General features: G+C 36.0%; 24 protein-coding genes. 7 read left to right on the forward strand and 17 right to left on the reverse strand.

The window, feature by feature from the left end; genetic code table 11:
• Positions 1 to 73: 73 nt before the first annotated feature.
• A complete protein-coding gene (locus M1D73_RS20345) occupies positions 74 to 361 on the reverse strand; it encodes an Fpa/YlaN family protein (protein ID WP_000135694.1) in 288 nt (95 codons plus the stop codon).
• Positions 362 to 516: 155 nt separating this feature from the next.
• Here M1D73_RS20345 and M1D73_RS20350 point away from each other — a divergent pair, with 155 nt between their 5' ends.
• Positions 517 to 1,014, forward strand: a complete 498-nt coding sequence (locus M1D73_RS20350; RefSeq protein ID WP_001289809.1) for a molybdopterin-binding protein — start codon at positions 517 to 519, stop codon at positions 1,012 to 1,014.
• A gap of 31 nt (positions 1,015 to 1,045) precedes the next feature.
• Here the strand turns inward: M1D73_RS20350 and M1D73_RS20355 are convergent, their stop codons facing one another.
• Positions 1,046 to 2,374 carry a PhoH family protein gene (locus M1D73_RS20355; RefSeq protein ID WP_000358083.1) on the reverse strand — a complete coding sequence of 443 codons (1,329 nt, stop codon included), beginning with the start codon at positions 2,372 to 2,374 and terminating at the stop codon, positions 1,046 to 1,048.
• Positions 2,375 to 2,620: 246 nt separating this feature from the next.
• Positions 2,621 to 3,076 carry a pyridoxamine 5'-phosphate oxidase family protein gene (locus tag M1D73_RS20360; protein WP_000024594.1) on the reverse strand — a complete coding sequence of 152 codons (456 nt, stop codon included), beginning with the start codon at positions 3,074 to 3,076 and terminating at the stop codon, positions 2,621 to 2,623.
• 145 nt (positions 3,077 to 3,221) lie between these two features.
• Between M1D73_RS20360 and M1D73_RS20365 the strand changes: the two genes are divergently transcribed.
• Positions 3,222 to 3,422 carry a YlaI family protein gene (locus M1D73_RS20365; protein WP_002082250.1) on the forward strand — a complete coding sequence of 67 codons (201 nt, stop codon included), beginning with the start codon at positions 3,222 to 3,224 and terminating at the stop codon, positions 3,420 to 3,422.
• 35 nt (positions 3,423 to 3,457) lie between these two features.
• Here the strand turns inward: M1D73_RS20365 and M1D73_RS20370 are convergent, their stop codons facing one another.
• From M1D73_RS20370 to typA, 3 genes are all read right to left on the reverse strand, one after another.
• Positions 3,458 to 3,733, reverse strand: a complete 276-nt coding sequence (locus M1D73_RS20370; RefSeq protein ID WP_001258156.1) for a hypothetical protein — start codon at positions 3,731 to 3,733, stop codon at positions 3,458 to 3,460.
• A 15-nt stretch (positions 3,734 to 3,748) separates the two neighbouring features.
• Positions 3,749 to 4,051, reverse strand: coding sequence for a YlaH-like family protein (locus tag M1D73_RS20375; protein ID WP_000893662.1), 303 nt, complete (start codon positions 4,049 to 4,051; stop codon positions 3,749 to 3,751).
• 158 nt (positions 4,052 to 4,209) lie between these two features.
• Positions 4,210 to 6,054 carry a translational GTPase TypA gene (gene typA / locus M1D73_RS20380; RefSeq protein WP_000914762.1) on the reverse strand — a complete coding sequence of 615 codons (1,845 nt, stop codon included), beginning with the start codon at positions 6,052 to 6,054 and terminating at the stop codon, positions 4,210 to 4,212.
• A gap of 140 nt (positions 6,055 to 6,194) precedes the next feature.
• On the opposite strand from typA, the gene M1D73_RS20385 reads away from it, so the two are divergent.
• Positions 6,195 to 6,374 carry a DUF5325 family protein gene (locus M1D73_RS20385; protein WP_000400127.1) on the forward strand — a complete coding sequence of 60 codons (180 nt, stop codon included), beginning with the start codon at positions 6,195 to 6,197 and terminating at the stop codon, positions 6,372 to 6,374.
• A gap of 50 nt (positions 6,375 to 6,424) precedes the next feature.
• On the opposite strand, the gene M1D73_RS20390 is transcribed toward M1D73_RS20385, so the two are convergent.
• Positions 6,425 to 7,210, reverse strand: a complete 786-nt coding sequence (locus tag M1D73_RS20390) for an inositol monophosphatase family protein (RefSeq protein ID WP_098212668.1) — start codon at positions 7,208 to 7,210, stop codon at positions 6,425 to 6,427.
• Positions 7,211 to 7,298: 88 nt separating this feature from the next.
• Positions 7,299 to 7,487 (reverse strand): hypothetical protein, encoded by a 189-nt coding sequence (locus tag M1D73_RS20395; protein WP_001250165.1) that lies wholly within the window; start codon positions 7,485 to 7,487, stop codon positions 7,299 to 7,301.
• Between the two features lie 206 nt (positions 7,488 to 7,693).
• On the opposite strand from M1D73_RS20395, the gene M1D73_RS20400 reads away from it, so the two are divergent.
• The gene (locus M1D73_RS20400) at positions 7,694 to 8,320 is read left to right on the forward strand and encodes a YktB family protein (RefSeq protein ID WP_000155317.1); all 627 of its coding nucleotides are present in this window, start codon (positions 7,694 to 7,696) and stop codon (positions 8,318 to 8,320) included.
• Positions 8,321 to 8,401: 81 nt separating this feature from the next.
• Here M1D73_RS20400 and M1D73_RS20405 read toward each other — a convergent pair whose 3' ends face one another.
• Entirely contained in the window at positions 8,402 to 8,671 is a 270-nt protein-coding gene (locus M1D73_RS20405; RefSeq protein ID WP_000456562.1) for a UPF0223 family protein, read from the reverse strand.
• Between the two features lie 367 nt (positions 8,672 to 9,038).
• On the opposite strand from M1D73_RS20405, the gene speA reads away from it, so the two are divergent.
• Positions 9,039 to 10,511 (forward strand): arginine decarboxylase, encoded by a 1,473-nt coding sequence (speA, locus tag M1D73_RS20410; protein WP_000084899.1) that lies wholly within the window; start codon positions 9,039 to 9,041, stop codon positions 10,509 to 10,511.
• A gap of 75 nt (positions 10,512 to 10,586) precedes the next feature.
• Positions 10,587 to 11,417, forward strand: coding sequence for a protein-glutamine gamma-glutamyltransferase (locus M1D73_RS20415; RefSeq protein ID WP_000635337.1), 831 nt, complete (start codon positions 10,587 to 10,589; stop codon positions 11,415 to 11,417).
• A 36-nt stretch (positions 11,418 to 11,453) separates the two neighbouring features.
• Here M1D73_RS20415 and M1D73_RS20420 read toward each other — a convergent pair whose 3' ends face one another.
• From M1D73_RS20420 to M1D73_RS20435, 4 genes are all read right to left on the reverse strand, one after another.
• Positions 11,454 to 11,582: a GapA-binding peptide SR1P gene (locus M1D73_RS20420; protein ID WP_064449204.1), complete on the reverse strand. Its 129-nt coding sequence runs from the start codon at positions 11,580 to 11,582 to the stop codon at positions 11,454 to 11,456.
• A gap of 44 nt (positions 11,583 to 11,626) precedes the next feature.
• Positions 11,627 to 11,755: a GapA-binding peptide SR1P gene (locus tag M1D73_RS20425; RefSeq protein WP_000536803.1), complete on the reverse strand. Its 129-nt coding sequence runs from the start codon at positions 11,753 to 11,755 to the stop codon at positions 11,627 to 11,629.
• A 59-nt stretch (positions 11,756 to 11,814) separates the two neighbouring features.
• A complete protein-coding gene (locus M1D73_RS20430; protein WP_000536778.1) occupies positions 11,815 to 11,943 on the reverse strand; it encodes a GapA-binding peptide SR1P in 129 nt (42 codons plus the stop codon).
• Between the two features lie 194 nt (positions 11,944 to 12,137).
• Positions 12,138 to 12,434: a DUF3055 domain-containing protein gene (locus tag M1D73_RS20435; RefSeq protein WP_000462038.1), complete on the reverse strand. Its 297-nt coding sequence runs from the start codon at positions 12,432 to 12,434 to the stop codon at positions 12,138 to 12,140.
• 130 nt (positions 12,435 to 12,564) lie between these two features.
• On the opposite strand from M1D73_RS20435, the gene M1D73_RS20440 reads away from it, so the two are divergent.
• Positions 12,565 to 12,957 (forward strand): DUF1885 family protein, encoded by a 393-nt coding sequence (locus M1D73_RS20440; protein WP_001163299.1) that lies wholly within the window; start codon positions 12,565 to 12,567, stop codon positions 12,955 to 12,957.
• Between the two features lies 1 nt (position 12,958).
• Here the strand turns inward: M1D73_RS20440 and M1D73_RS20445 are convergent, their stop codons facing one another.
• From M1D73_RS20445 to pdhB, 4 genes are all read right to left on the reverse strand, one after another.
• Positions 12,959 to 13,186: a hypothetical protein gene (locus M1D73_RS20445; RefSeq protein ID WP_000697469.1), complete on the reverse strand. Its 228-nt coding sequence runs from the start codon at positions 13,184 to 13,186 to the stop codon at positions 12,959 to 12,961.
• Positions 13,187 to 13,418: 232 nt separating this feature from the next.
• On the reverse strand, positions 13,419 to 14,831 hold the full coding sequence (lpdA, locus tag M1D73_RS20450) for a dihydrolipoyl dehydrogenase (RefSeq protein WP_000260104.1): 1,413 nt from the start codon (positions 14,829 to 14,831) through the stop codon (positions 13,419 to 13,421).
• 5 nt (positions 14,832 to 14,836) lie between these two features.
• Positions 14,837 to 16,126, reverse strand: a complete 1,290-nt coding sequence (gene pdhC, locus M1D73_RS20455) for a pyruvate dehydrogenase complex dihydrolipoyllysine-residue acetyltransferase (RefSeq protein WP_000863419.1) — start codon at positions 16,124 to 16,126, stop codon at positions 14,837 to 14,839.
• Between the two features lie 93 nt (positions 16,127 to 16,219).
• Complete coding sequence (gene pdhB / locus M1D73_RS20460; RefSeq protein ID WP_000068168.1) at positions 16,220 to 17,197, reverse strand: pyruvate dehydrogenase complex E1 component subunit beta; 978 nt, start codon at positions 17,195 to 17,197, stop codon at positions 16,220 to 16,222.

Raw genomic sequence — 17,197 nt, forward strand, 5'->3', positions numbered from 1 at the left:
TTGATTCTTCCTGCTTTATTATACAAATAAAAAGCTCAAACTAATTTAGTTTGAGCCCCCTTATTTGAACCCGTTATTGTTGTTTGTTTGTAAATGCTTCATGAAGTGCAGATAACTCACGTTCGAGCTCACCTAACATTGCTTTCCCTTGTTCTTCTGCAATAAGACCAAGGCGAACTGCAAAATCGACCTCGCGGGATAGTCCAAACATTTGTGTGTCTAACACTTCTTCATATAATGGACATTGCGGCATTGTAAGATGGTCCATTTGCACCTTAATAAGTCTTAAAATCTTCTCTGCATCCGCTTGTAGAAGGGCTAGTGCCTTTTCCTGATGATTTGCTACTGTCTCAGACGCCAAATTGATTCCCTCCGTTTCCGTCCTACTCTCCTCTATCCTATCTATTAATATTAGCGATAGTTTTAATAAATTGCAATAGAAACATTTTTTGTGACAACAGTGTCTAATACTATTATACTGAAAAGTGGGAGTATAACACAAATGGGGGAACAACAATGAGCGAAATTTTATTTATTAACGGAAAAGTACGTTTTCCAATCACTATTGATCCAACTGTTTGGATCTTTGATGATCGAAAAGTAGATTTGACAACTTACTTTGATGAAACTAGAGAAAACACGTCTGAACTAGAAACTTATTTAAAAAACACTTCAGAACATTGGGATCGCGAAATCCGTGATGGTGCCGCTTTTCCTCCAATACAACAAAGTGTGAAGAAATATAAAAAAGAACAGCTGATTACTGGAACATTTGGTATACCATTTCATCCATTCCTTGCTAACGCTGAAATTTTAGAGGACGCTACGCAAGTTGAAATTGAAACGGTAGATCATACAATGACACTTCCATTAGAAACTGTCAAAAATGCTATACTAGGCTTTTCAAAAGAAGGAAAACCATTAAAAGAAGACGGGCCTGTTCATCTCTATTTCAACGATGGATCTAATCAACAAAATCCAATCCGTAACATCCGTAAATTTACAATTATTTAAAGAAAAGGAGTGAGCTTAAGCTCACTCCTTTTTACAATAAATCTGCTGCTAGTTGAGCTAAATTAGATCGCTCCCCTTTAACAAACTTCACATGACCACTAATACGCTGTTCTTTAAACTTCTCTACAACATACGTTAAGCCATTATTATATTCATCTAAATATGGGTGATCAATTTGCTGAGGATCTCCCATCAATACAATCTTACTCTTTTCCCCTACCCTAGTTAATATCGTCTTCACTTCATGCTTTGTTAAATTTTGTGCTTCGTCAATGATAATGAACTGATCTGGAATACTTCTCCCGCGTATATAAGTAAGGGCTTCTACTTCAATCGAACCCATTCCAGCTAAAATAGCATCTAACTCTCCTGGCTTTTTCGTATTAAATAAATACTCTAGGTTATCAAAAATTGGCTGCATCCATGGTCTTAATTTTTCTTCTTTTTCTCCTGGTAAATAACCGATATCTTTTCCGACTGGAACAATTGGTCTTGCCACAAGTAATTTTTTATATAACCCTAAGTCTTCTGTTTGCATAAGTCCCGAAGCTAACGCAAGTAACGTTTTTCCTGTGCCGGCTTTCCCCGTTAACGTTACAAGCGGAATATCTTCACGAAGCAACAATTCTAATCCCATAATTTGCTGCACGTTTCGTGGTCGTATCCCCCACACTTGTTCATTGTGAAAAATAAGTTTCTTTACCTTCTTCCCTAAGTGATCCACAATGCCAAGCGCAGAACTAGAGCCCCCTAATGCATCTTTCATTACTACAAATTGATTTGGGTAAAAAGGATGATTCGCAATTTCAGATAGAGGCAATTCACCTTTCTCATAAAAATAATCCAATTGTTCTTTTGATATATATCCTTCTAAAAAACCAGAATATATATTTTCTACTTCAATTACGCGATCACTTAAATAATCTTCAGCCTTCAAACCAATTGCATCAGCTTTTACCCTTACGAGTACATCTTTACTTACTAAAATAACAGACTTCCCGTCCTCTTTTTCCTGTTCTTCTAAAGATAGATTTTTTGCTACAGCTAAAATTCGATTATCATTTGTTTTTTCTACAAAAATATCTTGTAGTTGCACAAATGAACGATGGTTCAATTCAATACGAAATGTTCCGCCGTTTTCTAGCGGGATACTTTCATGCAGCTTTCCTATTTCACGAAATTTATCTATTAACTTAGATACATAACGAGCGTTTCTTCCTACTTCATCCATATAACGTTTTTTCGAATCAACCTCTTCTAATACAACTGCTGGAATCACTACTTCATTGGTTTCAAATGAAAAAATAGATAAAGGATCCTGCAAAAGTACATTCGTATCTAACACATAAATTTTATCCAACCTGTTACCCCCTGACTCCACTTTTAAATTTGTAGAACAAGGGTTTCATCCATAAAATATGGACGAACCATTGTTATAATTATATGTACCGTGTAAACGAGGTAGAATCGAAAATCATAGTCATTAAACCTTTTATTTATTCTTTATTCATTTCTATTCAATATATTACTTTTTATTATAATTATTAACGTTAAATCACAATAACCGACTACAAAAGTGAATAAACGAATTTCTTATTTAGCATCTTTATAATTCTCTTATCCCTACTAACACTTCGTTATCCAGCTTTTTCGCTGCCCGAAGATCATATGTTTTTTCATATGTTGGTTCAATTGCAAGTTTCGCTCCATAAAACATAACATCACGCACTTCTTGCACCTTTACTTCTATTACAGTTAATTTTAGAGAAATACCTTCCATTCTATCTGTCAAAATTTCACCTGCACCACTTATAGAAAATACGGATTCATTCGCCATTATAGTCAATACCACACCTGTATTATGACGTATATTTTCCACAATACGTGAACGTTGATTTACTGCAAATCGAATACTAGTTTCACTCACTGCATACACCCAAGAAATAGCACTTACGTTAGGAACTTGTTTTTCGAAATCTGTCGTTGCTATCATAACAATACACTCTTTACGCAACGTTTGTACTAAATCCTCTGTTAAGGTAGGCTCTACTACATTCGCCATATTTTCACCTCCAAATATACTTGGTATATCCTTATCATAACTTATTTTTTGAATTGCGAAAATATTATTTTTTCCCACTATTATTCAAAAACATTATACTTCCATGATATACTTATACTGATAGAATTCGTATTGAGGTGACGAAATGAGAGTCAAATGTATGATTTGTGATAAAAAAGATATGTTAGATGATGAAAATCCTATGGCAAAAAAACTGCGTAATCGCCCTATTCATACATATATGTGCATGGAATGTTCGGAACGAATTGCAGAGCGTACAATGGAACGTCATGCAAGTGGTAATTTCCGATTATATCGTGATAAAAAAATCGAAGATGATTGGTAAAATGTAAATAAGTCCTTACTCATATAGATAAGGACTTATTTATATTTTTCTGGTTCACGATTCATCTGATCCAAAAAACAATCAATGGCTTCTAACGGAAACCTTGCAGATTTCTGTTCTCCATTTATTTCATATGTAATTAAATACATTTCCTCGTTCTTTTCGACTTCCACATTTCTTAATTTATGTTCTTCATATACCATATTTTGAAATAACAAATATGTTTCTTTTGCAGCACTATCATCTGGACGTGCTTCCGCAACTGTTTTAATTGTTAACCAATTATATAGTACATCTTGTACTGAACGCATGAAAACTCCCCTTTCTTATCCTGCTTTTTGTTGTTTCGCTTGACGCAAACGCAGTCTATAAATTCCAAGTACAATTGCCGCTACAACAAGTCCTTCTCCAACAGGTAAAAACACAGCAAAAAAGGTTAATACTGTGCATCCAATTGCTAATGATATGTATATCACAATATTTTTTAGTACAGACAACTTTCTAGCAAACCCTAAATTATAAACGAGAGCACTTAATATAATAATCGTCCCATAAAGTAACCACATTCCTAACTCTGGATTTTCATCTACCTTACACAATTTTGCAAAAAAAGACATCCTTTCTAACACACTCTTCCCCCCCTAGCAGTAAAATGCAATTTTCTTTATACACTTAATACAAGAGTAACTCGCAAAAAAAATACTGTCCACAAAAAAGAGTAAATATTCTAAAAAATAAACAAAATAAAAAAACAACGCCCTTTATAAAGGGCGTTGTTTTTTTATTTTTACGCTTCAACAGATTTCTTTTTCTTAGCAGCTCTTTCGCGCTCACTCTTATCAAGAATCTTTTTACGTAGACGAATTGATTCTGGAGTTACTTCACAGAACTCGTCATCGTTTAAGTACTCTAATGATTCTTCTAAAGTCATTAGGCGTGGTTTCTTCATTGTTGAAGTTTGATCTTTCGTCGCAGAACGAATGTTAGTTTGTTGTTTCATTTTCACAACGTTAACTGTTAAGTCGTTCTCACGAGTGTGTTCTCCGACAATCATACCAGCATATACTTCTGTACCTGGTTCAACGAAGATTACACCACGGTCTTCAACTTGCATAATACCGTATTGTGATGCTTTTCCTGTTTCAAGTGAAACTAGAACACCTTGGCGACGTCCACCAACTTGTCCAGCGTGTACTGGTTGGTAGCAATCGAATGTATGGTTTAAAATACCGTAACCACGAGTTAATGTTAAGAATTCTGTTGTGTAACCAATTAAACCACGTGCTGGAACCATGAAAGTAAGGCGAACTTGACCGTTTCCGTTATTCACCATATCTAACATTTCACCTTTACGTGCACCCATAGATTCCATAATAGAACCAGTGTATTCTTCAGGTACATCGATTTGTACGCGCTCTACAGGCTCACATCTTACGCCATCAACTTCTTTAATGATTACTTCTGGCTTAGATACTTGTAATTCATAACCTTCACGACGCATGTTTTCAATTAAGATAGATAAATGTAGTTCCCCACGTCCAGATACGATCCACGCATCAGGAGAATCTGTATTATCTACACGTAAACTTACATCTGTTTCTAATTGTGAACGAAGACGCTCTTCAATTTTACGAGATGTAATGTATTTACCTTCACGACCTGCAAATGGGCTGTTATTTACAAGGAACGTCATTTGTAGTGTTGGCTCATCAATACGTAATAATGGTAACGCATCTTGATGTTCAACTGGACATACTGTTTCACCTACGTTAATGTCTTCCATACCAGAAACGGCTACTAAGTCCCCTGCTTTTGCTTCTTCAATTTCTTGACGTTTTAATCCCATGTAACCGAATAATTTCGTTACGCGGAATTGCTTCACGCTTCCGTCTACTTTCATTAAAGCAACTTGTTGTCCAACCTTCATTGTACCGCGGAATACGCGACCAACTCCAATACGTCCAACGTAGTCGTTGTAATCAAGAAGTGCTACTTGGAATTGAAGTGGCTCTTCGCTGTTATCAATTGGTGCTGGAATATGTTCGATAATTGTATCGAATAATGATTTCATATTCTCTTCTTGATTTGCTGGATTTGAATCTAAGCTTGCTGTTCCGTTCATTGCTGATGCAAATACAACTGGGAACTCTAATTGATCTTCGTTTGCACCAAGCTCAATGAATAAGTCGATTACTTCATCAACTACTTCATCTGGACGAGCGAAGTCACGGTCAATTTTGTTTACAACTACGATTGGAGTTAAGTTTTGCTCAAGAGCTTTCTTTAAAACAAATCGTGTTTGTGGCATACAACCTTCATATGCATCAACAACAAGTAAAACACCATCAACCATTTTCATGATACGTTCTACTTCTCCACCGAAGTCAGCGTGACCAGGTGTATCTAAAATGTTAATTCTTTTATCTTCATAGTGAATCGCTGTATTTTTCGCTAAAATTGTAATACCGCGTTCTCTTTCTAGATCATTTGAATCCATTGCGCGTTCTTCAACGTGTTCGTTCGCACGGAAAGTCCCCGCTTGACGTAATAACTGGTCAACAAGTGTTGTTTTACCATGGTCAACGTGGGCAATAATTGCTATATTACGTAAATCTTGTCGTTTTTTCAACATGTCCAACTCCTAATGTCTTTTTAATCCTTCTCTATTATAAGAGCGAAGGGGATACAATAGCAATTAAAATAAAAGCAAGAATGAAAATATAGTTGTATTCTTACTTTTGTGAAAGTAAAATGAGATTGGAGGGTGAAGAAATGGAACACATTCAATATCGCTTTTTATTAACTGCAATTATCGGTGTTATTTTCTTAATCGGTATCGGCATTATGATTGCTGAAAATAGTCCAATCGGTATTATTATTTGCATTATCGGCACATTTGTTACAGTTGGATACGGTTTTGTAACAAAAAGAAAAATGCGCAAATCACAATAACGCTAAAAAGTAAGAAGCTTATACACAGCCTCTTACTTTTTTTGTTGCTCTCATATAAACGATAACACTTCTTCATACACTCCTGGTTTTGCAACTAACACACTGCTCTTCTCTATGATAGAAAGTGGCGCTCCAGAGAATGTCGTCACCTTACCTCCAACTTCTTCTACAATTATCTGCCCTCCGCCAAAATCCCATGGTGATAATCTCGGCGTTACATATGCATCTATTCTTCCTGTTGCAACGTATACCATCTCTAATGCTGCACAGCCATATGACCTTGTGCCCCTTGCTTTCTTAACAAGTGCCATCATACTTTCCATATTAAGCAATGGATTATCTGTAAGCCATATCGCATTTAAAGCTACAATACCTTGCTCTACAGTTCCTTTTTCCAATGGAGGAATTGATATACCATTACAAAAAGCTCCAGATCCCTTGACTGCATGATATAGTTCATCATGCACTGGATCATATATAAGTCCAATCTTTCCGATACCGTTCTCATAAATCCCAATTGAAATCGCAAAATTTCTTTTTTGATGAACAAAGTTCATCGTGCCGTCAATTGGATCAATTAACCAAACAACCCCGTCAGAAGACGTTATCTCGTCTCCATAACCCTCTTCTCCTAAAATATTATGATTCGGGAATGTTTCTTTAATTTTCCCAATTAAAAACTGTTCTATCTCTCGGTCCATATTTGTAACTAAGTCAGCTGCATTTGATTTTGTTTCTATAATAAGTGCTTTTTTCATTGATGCCATTAAATGCTCTCCTGCATCCCGAATCCACCGTTTGGCGTGTGCATCGATGTCTTTCCATACTTCTTGCATGTTTAAACACTCCGATCTATACTGTTCACAGAAAAAACGAACCCTTTATAAGGTTCGCACCAACTAATTTTTTATACATATACTATTATTACGCTTCTAAACGAATCATTTCAAGTCTTAACACTTCTAACTTTTGTACACACTCTTCTTTTTTCTGGTTATCATCTTCCATCATCGCATCATATAAAGTTGCTAATTCATAATCTAGCTCCAAACGTAGCACCGGTATTCTCTTTTCAGCATCTGTTCTCTTTAACGCATTAATCACCTGTCTCATATTATTTGCCTCCTCCCAATATTCGTCTGCCCTCGGACTAGAATTAATTCAATTTTCTGATTTTTTGTTTTATACTATACTATGTTGGATAAATCATCTATGCAACAAAATTATATTTTTTTATTTAAATTTTTTTGTGCTGTTTTTTTTATGAATAGTACAAGCTATGCTAAAATAAAAGCAAAATAGGAGTTGGAGGAACAATCATGACAATACAAACATTCAAATCAACTGATTTTGATGTCTTTACAGTTGATGGTCTCGAAGAACGAATGAGTGCAATTAAAACGAACATTCATCCTAAGCTAGAAGCTTTAGGGGAACAATTTGCAGAATACTTATCCAAACAAACTGATGAGAACTTTTTTTATCATGTTGCAAAACACGCACGCCGCAAAGTCAATCCACCAAACGATACTTGGGTTGCTTTTTCAACAAATAAACGAGGATATAAAATGCTACCGCATTTCCAAATCGGCTTATGGGGTACTCATGCCTTCATATACTTTGGTTTAATCTATGAGTGTCCACAAAAAGTTGAGACGGCTCATGCCTTCTTAGAACATTTAAATGATTTAAAAACAAATATTCCAAATGACTTCGTTTGGTCCATTGACCATACTAAACCAAGTGTGAAATTACATAAAACACTTGAAACCGAAGACTTACAAAAGATGATTGAACGATTAGCTACTGTAAAAAAAGCAGAATTATTAGTTGGTATTCATATATCACCAGAGGAGTTTTCAGCAATGACCAACGAACAATTCCTTGCTAAGATTGAATCTACGATGCAATCACTCCTTCCTTTATATGCACTTTGTAATCGATAGTAGAAAACGGACAATTTATATTGTCCGTTTTTAGTTGTTATCACATTATATCACTTCAGTTTTTATTTTTCAAAATATTTTTTACATTTTTACAAGCTTTTGTTCTTCGACTTCTTTTGCCCTTTGAATAGCACGATATATAGAGTATCCACTTACCTCTTGAAATTCTTTATCAATTTTCTTTTCTTCTGCTTTCGATGGAACAATCTCTTTAAAACGACGATATAAACCCATTAACTCTTCTCTTATAATTCCTTTTTCATAAGCTTTCTCAATCGCTTCATAAAACTTCACCATTGTAACCATTTCCTCATTTGACCAATCATAATCTAACGGATATTGATATTCCATTTTGCACCTCATTTATCATTTCTTCTTGTTTCATTATGCTATCTTAAAGAGAATATTTTATTCTTCATTATAGCCACTCTGCATTATACACTATTTATTCATTTTAATGGAATTGTCTTCCTCTATTCATTAGTTGAGGCTAACTATTAAACATACTCACCTTAAAAAGATTTTTTTCTATACATCTATAATTATTGGTGATATAATGCTTTTGTTTTATAGAAAATAAAGTGAAGCTACCATCTCAAAAACGATTTTTTGAATGGCAGAAAAACAAGCCTTATTCTAAAAAGGGCTACACTTTTTTAGAGCAGGATTATATAAAACAAATTACACTAAATATTATGAAGAAGAAGGGGTGTATAGATTGTCCCAATACGAAACACCATTGTTTACCGCTTTAGTTGAGCACAGTAAGCGAAATCCAATTCAATTCCATATTCCTGGTCATAAAAAAGGACAGGGCATGGATCCTACATTTCGCGAATTTATTGGGCATAATGCATTAGCAATTGATTTAATTAATATTGCGCCACTCGATGATTTACATCATCCAAAAGGTATGATTAAAGAAGCACAAGATTTAGCAGCAGCCGCATTCGGTGCAGATCATACTTTCTTTTCTATTCAAGGTACAAGTGGCGCTATTATGACAATGGTGATGAGCGTTTGCGGTCCTGGTGACAAAATCCTAGTACCACGAAACGTGCATAAATCAGTAATGTCAGCTATTATTTTCTCAGGTGCAAAACCGATTTTCATGCATCCTGAAATCGATCCGAAGCTCGGTATTTCTCATGGAATCACAATTCAATCTGTCAAAAAAGCACTTGAAGAGCACTCAGATGCAAAGGGCTTACTTGTTATTAACCCAACGTACTTTGGGTTTGCTGCAGACTTAGAACAGATTGTACAATTAGCACATTCTTATGACATCCCTGTACTAGTCGACGAAGCTCATGGTGTTCATATTCATTTTCACGATGAATTACCTATGTCAGCGATGCAAGCTGGTGCGGATATGGCAGCAACAAGTGTTCACAAATTAGGAGGCTCTTTAACTCAAAGTTCTATTCTTAATGTGAAAGAAGGCTTAGTGAATGTAAAGCATGTCCAATCTATTATTAGCATGCTTACAACCACATCAACTTCTTACATCTTGTTAGCATCCCTTGATGTTGCGAGAAAACGTCTTGCTACAGAAGGAACAGCACTCATAGAACAAACAATACAATTAGCTGAGCATGTTCGTGATGCTATAAATTCTATTGAGCATCTTTACTGTCCTGGAAAAGAAATGTTAGGTACAGATGCTACCTTTAACTATGATCCTACAAAGATAATTGTATCTGTAAAAGATTTAGGTATTACCGGCCACCAAGCTGAAGTATGGCTTAGAGAGCAATATAACATTGAAGTAGAACTCTCAGATCTATACAACATACTATGTCTTATCACTTTGGGAGATACAGAAAGTGATACAAATACACTTATTGCAGCATTACAAGATTTAGCAGCAACATTTAGAAATAGGGCAGATAAAGGTGTTCAAGTACAAGTAGAGATTCCAGAAATTCCAGTGCTAGCACTTTCTCCTCGAGATGCTTTTTATTCGGAAACAGAAGTCATTCCATTTGAAAATGCAGCGGGGCGTATTATAGCTGATTTTGTTATGGTTTATCCGCCAGGGATTCCAATCTTTACTCCGGGGGAAATTATTACACAAGAAAACTTAGAGTATATTCGTAAAAACTTAGAAGCAGGTTTACCTGTACAAGGTCCTGAAGATATGACATTACAAACATTACGTGTTATTAAAGAGTACAAGCCTATCAGTTGATAGGCTTTTTTTTCACCTTTTTTCCTTTTCTTCATACGATACTTAAGAATGTAACGTATAGGTGGGGATACTATTATGATTGTAATAGGCCGTTCTATTGTACATCCTTATATTACAAATGAATACGAGCCATTTGCAGCAGAGAAACAACAAATTTTATCAATAATGGCAGGAAATCAAGAAGTTTATTCCTTCCGAACAGCTGATGAACTCAGCTTTGATCTCAATTTACGAGTTAATATTATTATCTCTGCACTAGAGCTTTTTCAAAGTGGATTTCAGTTTCGTACATTTCAGCAATCCTTTTGCAACCCCCAGTATTGGAAAAGAACGTCTCTTGGAGGATTCGAGCTTCTTCCAAACATACCACCTTCTATTGCCATACAGGATATTTTCAAAAACGGAAAACTATATGGAACTGAATGCGCAACCGCTATGATCATTATTTTTTATAAAGCTTTACTATCATTGTATGAGGAAGAAACTTTCAATCGTCTATTTGCAAACCTTTTACTTTATACATGGGACTACGACCAAGATCTAAGGCTCATAACAAAAAACGGTGGCGATCTTGTTCCAGGTGACCTCGTTTACTTTAAAAACCCACAAGTAAATCCAGCTACGATTGAATGGCAAGGAGAAAATACAATCTATTTAGGAAATTTCTTTTTTTACGGGCATGGCGTAGGTGTAAAAACAAAAGAAGAAATTATTTATTCATTAAATGAACGACGAGTCCCTTACGCTTTTATTTCAGCTTTCTTGACCGATACTATTACCCGTATCGATAGTCGTATAATGAGCCAATACGCTTCTTCTAGTACACCACAGACCTCCATAAGCTTTATTCCGATTAGGGATGATGCAATCGTTGCAACAGTTGGTCATACAACTACAATTTATTAAAAAAGCGCCTACACATGTAGGCGCTTTTTCTTATTATTAAGCTTTTGTATGTTCTTTATGGTCACATTCGCAATGAAATCCACATTTCCCGTATAGTACTGTTGATTTTTCATCTTCAAAATGTCCAATTGTTCCTTCACACACTTGGCATACGATTGTTCCCATTTTCATTTCCCCCTGAGTTTCAATAGTAATCTATTTATTTATCATTAAGCTTTCGCATTATCTTTTCTAGCACAGTCACAATTTGTTCCGCATTTTCCGTAAAGTACCGTCGTTTTCTCATCTTCAAAATGTCCGATTGTTCCTTCACATACTTGGCATACGATTGTTCCCATTTTTCATTTCCCCCTAAGTTTATGGTCCTAAAAACTTTTAGCTGTCCATTTCCTATCAATTATTGGGCTTTTGTATGCTCTGTGTGATCACATCCGCAAGATCCACATTTCCCGTAAAGTACCGTTACTTTCTCATCTTCGAAGTGTGCAATTGTACCTTCACAATCTTGACATACGATTGTTCCCATTTTTCATTTCCCCCTAAGTTTATAATCCCAAAAACTTTTTGTAACCGCTTAACTTTCTGTCTTTATTTTAATATGTTATACTTTTTACGTCAATAGGTTTTTAGTATAACACATTAAATATTTTAAATTTAAATTAGTATGCGATATTCAAATAAAAAACAGCCATATTTATAAGTACGACTGTTTCACATTAATTATTCTTCATATTCCGCATGTAAAGAAGTTGACGGAACTAGAAATTTGAAAAACTGAGCTAACTCCTTTGCTTCCTCTTCTGATCCTAATTTAAAAATCTCCTGTATATATTGAACATTCTCTACATCATCTCGTCCGAGTAAAGTAGACCTTCCTGTTTGCATACAAACAATGAGCGGCTTTCCAAAAAACATATTTGTATAAATAACACCAAAATCATAACGTGTATCATGTGTCATAAACCCTAAAAATCGTACCTTCACACTTTCATGCTCATCATACAATTTTTCAAACATTGGTTTCCACCTTTCTACATCACGTTTCATTAATAGTATATTAAACAAAACATGTAATACTCCTTTTAATTGTCAAAAAATTCAGTAGGATGTAGAATAATAGTATTCTACTAAGTTAGGGGGAACTTATATGCAACACGCCTTTATTACGCTTGTACCGAAATCCAACCAACAATCAGTTTCAATAGATGATATAAAACAACTTTTTCATTATTATAAAACAGTTACTTCTAAAACTGGTGCCCAAATTAATTACACGTATACAAATACCGCTTTTCCTTATGAAATTTTAGATACATCTACAACAACATTAAAACTTCAATCCAATCACGACCGGTATGACTCAATTTATATTGGTGTTGGTATAGAAAATGAACAATCTTTCATCCAAGTTTCTTTACCACCTAATGCAACATTTGGTGACAAAGGGAAAGCAAATGAATTTTGCCGTTTTTTAGCGAAGAAATTAGAAGGAGAGTTACAATTATTTAATGGACGAACAATGTATTTTTATAAACGCTAATTTAAAAAATAGATAATATGATTAAAAATAATATACAATTCGAACATGTAAGAAATAAAGCTTGCTTTCTTACGTGCAATACAAAATATGCTATTACATAGGCTAAATATAGAAATACGAAAAAAAGAATAACTTTATAATGAAACTTATCACCATTCGATAATGTTAATACAGTGGAAAAGCCACTCCATAGTAGTAAATGATAAAATATAACATGTAATATTTTCATGGAACCTTCTCCTTTGACATGCTCTATTTTATTAATATATGGGGGTACGTTTGAATCAATTACATATTATAGGATGATATATATTACCTTTGAAGTAAGTTAAGCCGGAATCATTTGTTAAAGTATTATATATTCATTCGACAAGTACGTTTAAAGACCTTGCAAGTCATTTGATGAAAATAAAAATAGCCCCTCTCTTACAATAAGAGAAGGGCTATTTACATTACTTAAATTATTTTACAATGTGAATTGGCATTCCAAGAGCAACTTCAGCTGCTTCCATTGTGATTTCACCTAATGTTGGGTGAGCATGGATTGTTTGAGCGATATCTTCAGCTGTCATTCCAGCTTCGATAGCTAAACCAATCTCAGAGATAATATCAGAAGCACCTGCACCTGCAACTTGAGCACCTACAAGAAGACCATCTTCTTTACGTGTTACAAGTTGTAAGAAACCGTCAGTGCTGTTTAATGATAATGCACGACCGTTAGCAGCGAATGGGAACTTAGATACAGTTACAGTCATTCCAGCTTCTTCAGCTTGTTTTTTAGTGTAACCAACAGATGCTAATTCTGGATCAGTGAAGCATACTGCAGGAATTCCGATGTAATCGATAGCTGATGCATGGCCACTAATTGCTTCTACAGCTACTTTACCTTCGTAAGAAGCTTTGTGAGCTAATGGTGGTCCAGGAACGATATCACCGATTGCATAGATGTTTGGTACATTTGTACGACATTGCTCATCGATTTCGATGATGCCGCGGTCAGTCATTTTAACTCCAACCTGCTCAAGACCGATTTCTTGAGTGTTTGGACGACGACCTACAGTTACTAATACGTAATCTGCTTCTACAGTTTGGATTTCACCTTTAACTTCAAAGCTAACTTTTACGCCAGTTTCTGTTTCTTCAACGCCTTTAGCCATAGCTTTTGTATGGATATTTACGTTACCTTTTTTCTGTAGAGCACGTTTAACAACAGAGCTCATAGCTTTTTCGAAACCAGCTAAGATTTCATCGCCAGCTTCTACTACAGTAACTTCTGTACCGAAGTTAGCATATGCAGTACCTAATTCCATACCGATGTAACCGCCGCCGATTACAACAAGTTTTTTAGGAATTTCAGGTAAGCTTAAAGCACCTGTAGAGTTGATAACACGTTTAGAGTATTTGAATCCTGGAATTTCGATTGGTGTAGAACCAGTTGCAAGAACAGCATTTTTAAACGTATAAGTTTGAGCTGCATCTTCAGTCATAACGCGTAATGTATTAGCATCTACGAAGTAAGCTTCACCGCGAATGATTTCAACTTTGTTACCTTTAAGAAGGCCTTCAACACCGCCAGTTAATTTCTTAACTACGCCGTTTTTCCATTCTTGAACTTTTGTAAAGTCAACTTTTACGTTTTCTGCAGTAATACCCATGTCATCAGAATGCATTGCATTCTCATAACGATGACCTGCATTGATTAACGCTTTTGAAGGAATACATCCAACGTTTAAGCATACGCCACCAAGGTTAGCTTTTTCAATGATTGCTACCTTTTGACCTAATTGTGCTGCACGAATTGCCGCAACGTATCCACCAGGACCTGCACCAACAACGACTGTATCTAATTCAATTGGGAAATCTCCTACTACCATTGTTATTACGCCTCCATTACTAATAATTGTGGGTCATTCAATAGACGTTTAATTTGGTTTAACGCTTTTTGAGCAGTTGCACCGTCAATTAAACGATGGTCAAAGCTTAGAGATAATGCTAATACTGGAGCTGCAACGATCTCACCGTTTTTCACAACTGGTTTTTCAGCGATACGGCCGATACCAAGGATTGCTACTTCTGGGTGGTTGATAACTGGAGTGAACCATTGTCCACCTGCAGAACCAATGTTTGTAATTGTGCAAGAAGCACCTTTCATTTCAGCTGGAGCTAGACGACCTTCACGTGCTTTACCAGCAAGATCATTGATCTCGTTAGAGATTGTGAAGATAGACTTACGATCTGTATCTTTAACAACTGGTACTAATAGACCTTTGTCTGTATCAGCTGCGATACCGATATTGAAGTAATGTTTATGAACTACTTCTTGAGATGCATCGTCTAAAGAAGTGTTTAACATTGGGTATTCACGTAATGCAGATGTTAAAGCTTTAACAACGTACGGAAGGTAAGTTAATTTAATACCTTTGTCAGCTGCTACTGCTTTGAACTTCTTACGGTGAGCAACAAGTTCTGTTACATCTACTTCGTCCATTAATGTTACGTGAGGAGCTGTGTGTTTAGAGTTAACCATTGCTTTCGCAATCGCTTTACGGATACCACTCATTTTCTCACGAGTTTCTGGATATTCACCAGCTGGGATTGGTTGTGCTTTTGGTGCTTCTTCTTTCGCTGCTGCTGGAGTAGCTTCTACTGCTGCTGGAGCCTCAGTTGCTGCTACAGTTTGTCCACCATTTGCAAATGCATCGATGTCAGCTTTTACGATACGGCCATTCTTACCAGTACCAGCTACTTTATGAATGTCTACACCTTTTTCACGAGCGTATTTACGAACAGATGGCATAGCGATTACGCGCTCATTTACTACTTCTGCAGTTGCTGCTGGAGTAGCTTCCGCTGCTGGAGCTTCTACTGCTGCTTCTTCAGCTTTTGGAGCTTCATCATGATCGTCACCTTTAAATTTAAGGTTTTCGTATCCAGGAGCATCAAATTTAATTAATGTATCTCCTACGATTGCAACTGTTCCTTCTTCTACAAGTACTTCAAGTACTTTACCTTTAACAGGAGAAGGGATTTCTACTACTGCTTTATCATTTTGTACTTCAAGAAGTACATCGTCTTCGTTTACTTCATCGCCTGGTTTAATAAACCATTTTACGATTTCACCTTCGTGGATACCTTCACCGATATCTGGTAGTTTAAATTCAAATGCCACGGAATTCAGCCCCCTGATTCATTTCATTATTATGGAATATGTACAAAAGAAACCAGCATGTGCTGATTTCTTTTGCACATGAAAAGCTAAAAATTAGAAGTTCATTACTTTGTTTACAGCTTCAACAATATCTTTGTGGTTTGGTAACCATACGCTCTCTGCTTGAGAGAATGGGAATACTGTATCAGCAGCTGCAACACGTACAACTGGAGCTTCTAAGTTTAAGATTGCACGGTCGTTAATTTCCGCTACAACGTTAGCTGCAATACCAGCTTGTTTTTGAGCTTCTTGAACTACAACTACGCGACCTGTTTTTTCAACAGAAGCGATGATTGTTTCGATATCTAATGGTTGAACTGTACGTAAGTCAACAACCTCTAAAGAGATACCTTCTTTTTCAAGTTCTTCAGCAGCTTTTAATGCAGCGTGAACCATAGCACCGTAAGCGATAACAGATACATCTGTACCTTCACGTTTGATATCAGCTTTACCTAAATCAATTGTGTAATCACCTTCTGGTACCTCTTGACGGAATGAACGGTACAATTTCATATGCTCTAAGTAGATAACTGGATCGTTGTCACGAATCGCAGAGATTAAAAGACCTTTAGCATCGTATGGAGTAGATGGAATAACAACTTTTAGACCAGGTTGTTGAGCCACTAATCCTTCTAAGCTATCAGCATGAAGTTCAGGAGTATGAACACCACCACCGAATGGAGAACGAACTGTTACTGGAGCAGTCCAACGTCCACCAGAACGGTAACGCATACGAGCTAATTGACCAGAAATTGAATCCATTACTTCATAAACGAAACCGAAGAATTGGATTTCTGGAACTGGACGGAATCCTTCAAGTGCAAGACCAACTGCAAGTCCACCAATACCAGACTCTGCAAGTGGAGTATCCATTACACGATCTTCACCAAATTCAGCTTGTAAACCTTCAGTAGCACGGAATACACCGCCGTTTACACCAACGTCTTCACCAAATACAAGTACGTTAGGGTCATTTTTCATTTCAACGCGTAAAGCATCAGTGATTGCTTGAATCATTGTCATTTGAGCCAT

The organism is Bacillus sp. PK3-067 (assembly GCF_056738645.1).

Bases quoted from the DNA above. Each gene is read 5' to 3' on its own strand.
- M1D73_RS20430 (WP_000536778.1), bottom strand. From the start codon at position 11,943: ATGGGAACAATCGTATGTCAAGATTGTGAAGGTACAATTGCACACTTC.
- M1D73_RS20405 (WP_000456562.1), bottom strand. From the start codon at position 8,671: ATGGAATATCAATATCCGTTAGATTATGATTGGTCAAATGAGGAAATG.
- typA (WP_000914762.1), bottom strand. From the start codon at position 6,054: ATGTTGAAAAAACGACAAGATTTACGTAATATAGCAATTATTGCCCAC.
- M1D73_RS20400 (WP_000155317.1), top strand. From the start codon at position 7,694: ATGACAATACAAACATTCAAATCAACTGATTTTGATGTCTTTACAGTT.
- lpdA (WP_000260104.1), bottom strand. From the start codon at position 14,831: ATGGTAGTAGGAGATTTCCCAATTGAATTAGATACAGTCGTTGTTGGT.
- M1D73_RS20445 (WP_000697469.1), bottom strand. From the start codon at position 13,186: ATGAAAATATTACATGTTATATTTTATCATTTACTACTATGGAGTGGC.
- M1D73_RS20420 (WP_064449204.1), bottom strand. From the start codon at position 11,582: ATGGGAACAATCGTATGCCAAGTGTGTGAAGGAACAATTGGACATTTT.
- M1D73_RS20385 (WP_000400127.1), top strand. From the start codon at position 6,195: ATGGAACACATTCAATATCGCTTTTTATTAACTGCAATTATCGGTGTT.
- M1D73_RS20395 (WP_001250165.1), bottom strand. From the start codon at position 7,487: ATGAGACAGGTGATTAATGCGTTAAAGAGAACAGATGCTGAAAAGAGA.
- M1D73_RS20365 (WP_002082250.1), top strand. From the start codon at position 3,222: ATGAGAGTCAAATGTATGATTTGTGATAAAAAAGATATGTTAGATGAT.
- M1D73_RS20440 (WP_001163299.1), top strand. From the start codon at position 12,565: ATGCAACACGCCTTTATTACGCTTGTACCGAAATCCAACCAACAATCA.
- M1D73_RS20350 (WP_001289809.1), top strand. From the start codon at position 517: ATGAGCGAAATTTTATTTATTAACGGAAAAGTACGTTTTCCAATCACT.
- M1D73_RS20425 (WP_000536803.1), bottom strand. From the start codon at position 11,755: ATGGGAACAATCGTATGCCAAGTATGTGAAGGAACAATCGGACATTTT.
- M1D73_RS20435 (WP_000462038.1), bottom strand. From the start codon at position 12,434: ATGTTTGAAAAATTGTATGATGAGCATGAAAGTGTGAAGGTACGATTT.
- pdhB (WP_000068168.1), bottom strand. From the start codon at position 17,197: ATGGCTCAAATGACAATGATTCAAGCAATCACTGATGCTTTACGCGTT.
- M1D73_RS20360 (WP_000024594.1), bottom strand. From the start codon at position 3,076: ATGGCGAATGTAGTAGAGCCTACCTTAACAGAGGATTTAGTACAAACG.
- M1D73_RS20370 (WP_001258156.1), bottom strand. From the start codon at position 3,733: ATGCGTTCAGTACAAGATGTACTATATAATTGGTTAACAATTAAAACA.
- M1D73_RS20415 (WP_000635337.1), top strand. From the start codon at position 10,587: ATGATTGTAATAGGCCGTTCTATTGTACATCCTTATATTACAAATGAA.
- M1D73_RS20390 (WP_098212668.1), bottom strand. From the start codon at position 7,210: ATGCAAGAAGTATGGAAAGACATCGATGCACACGCCAAACGGTGGATT.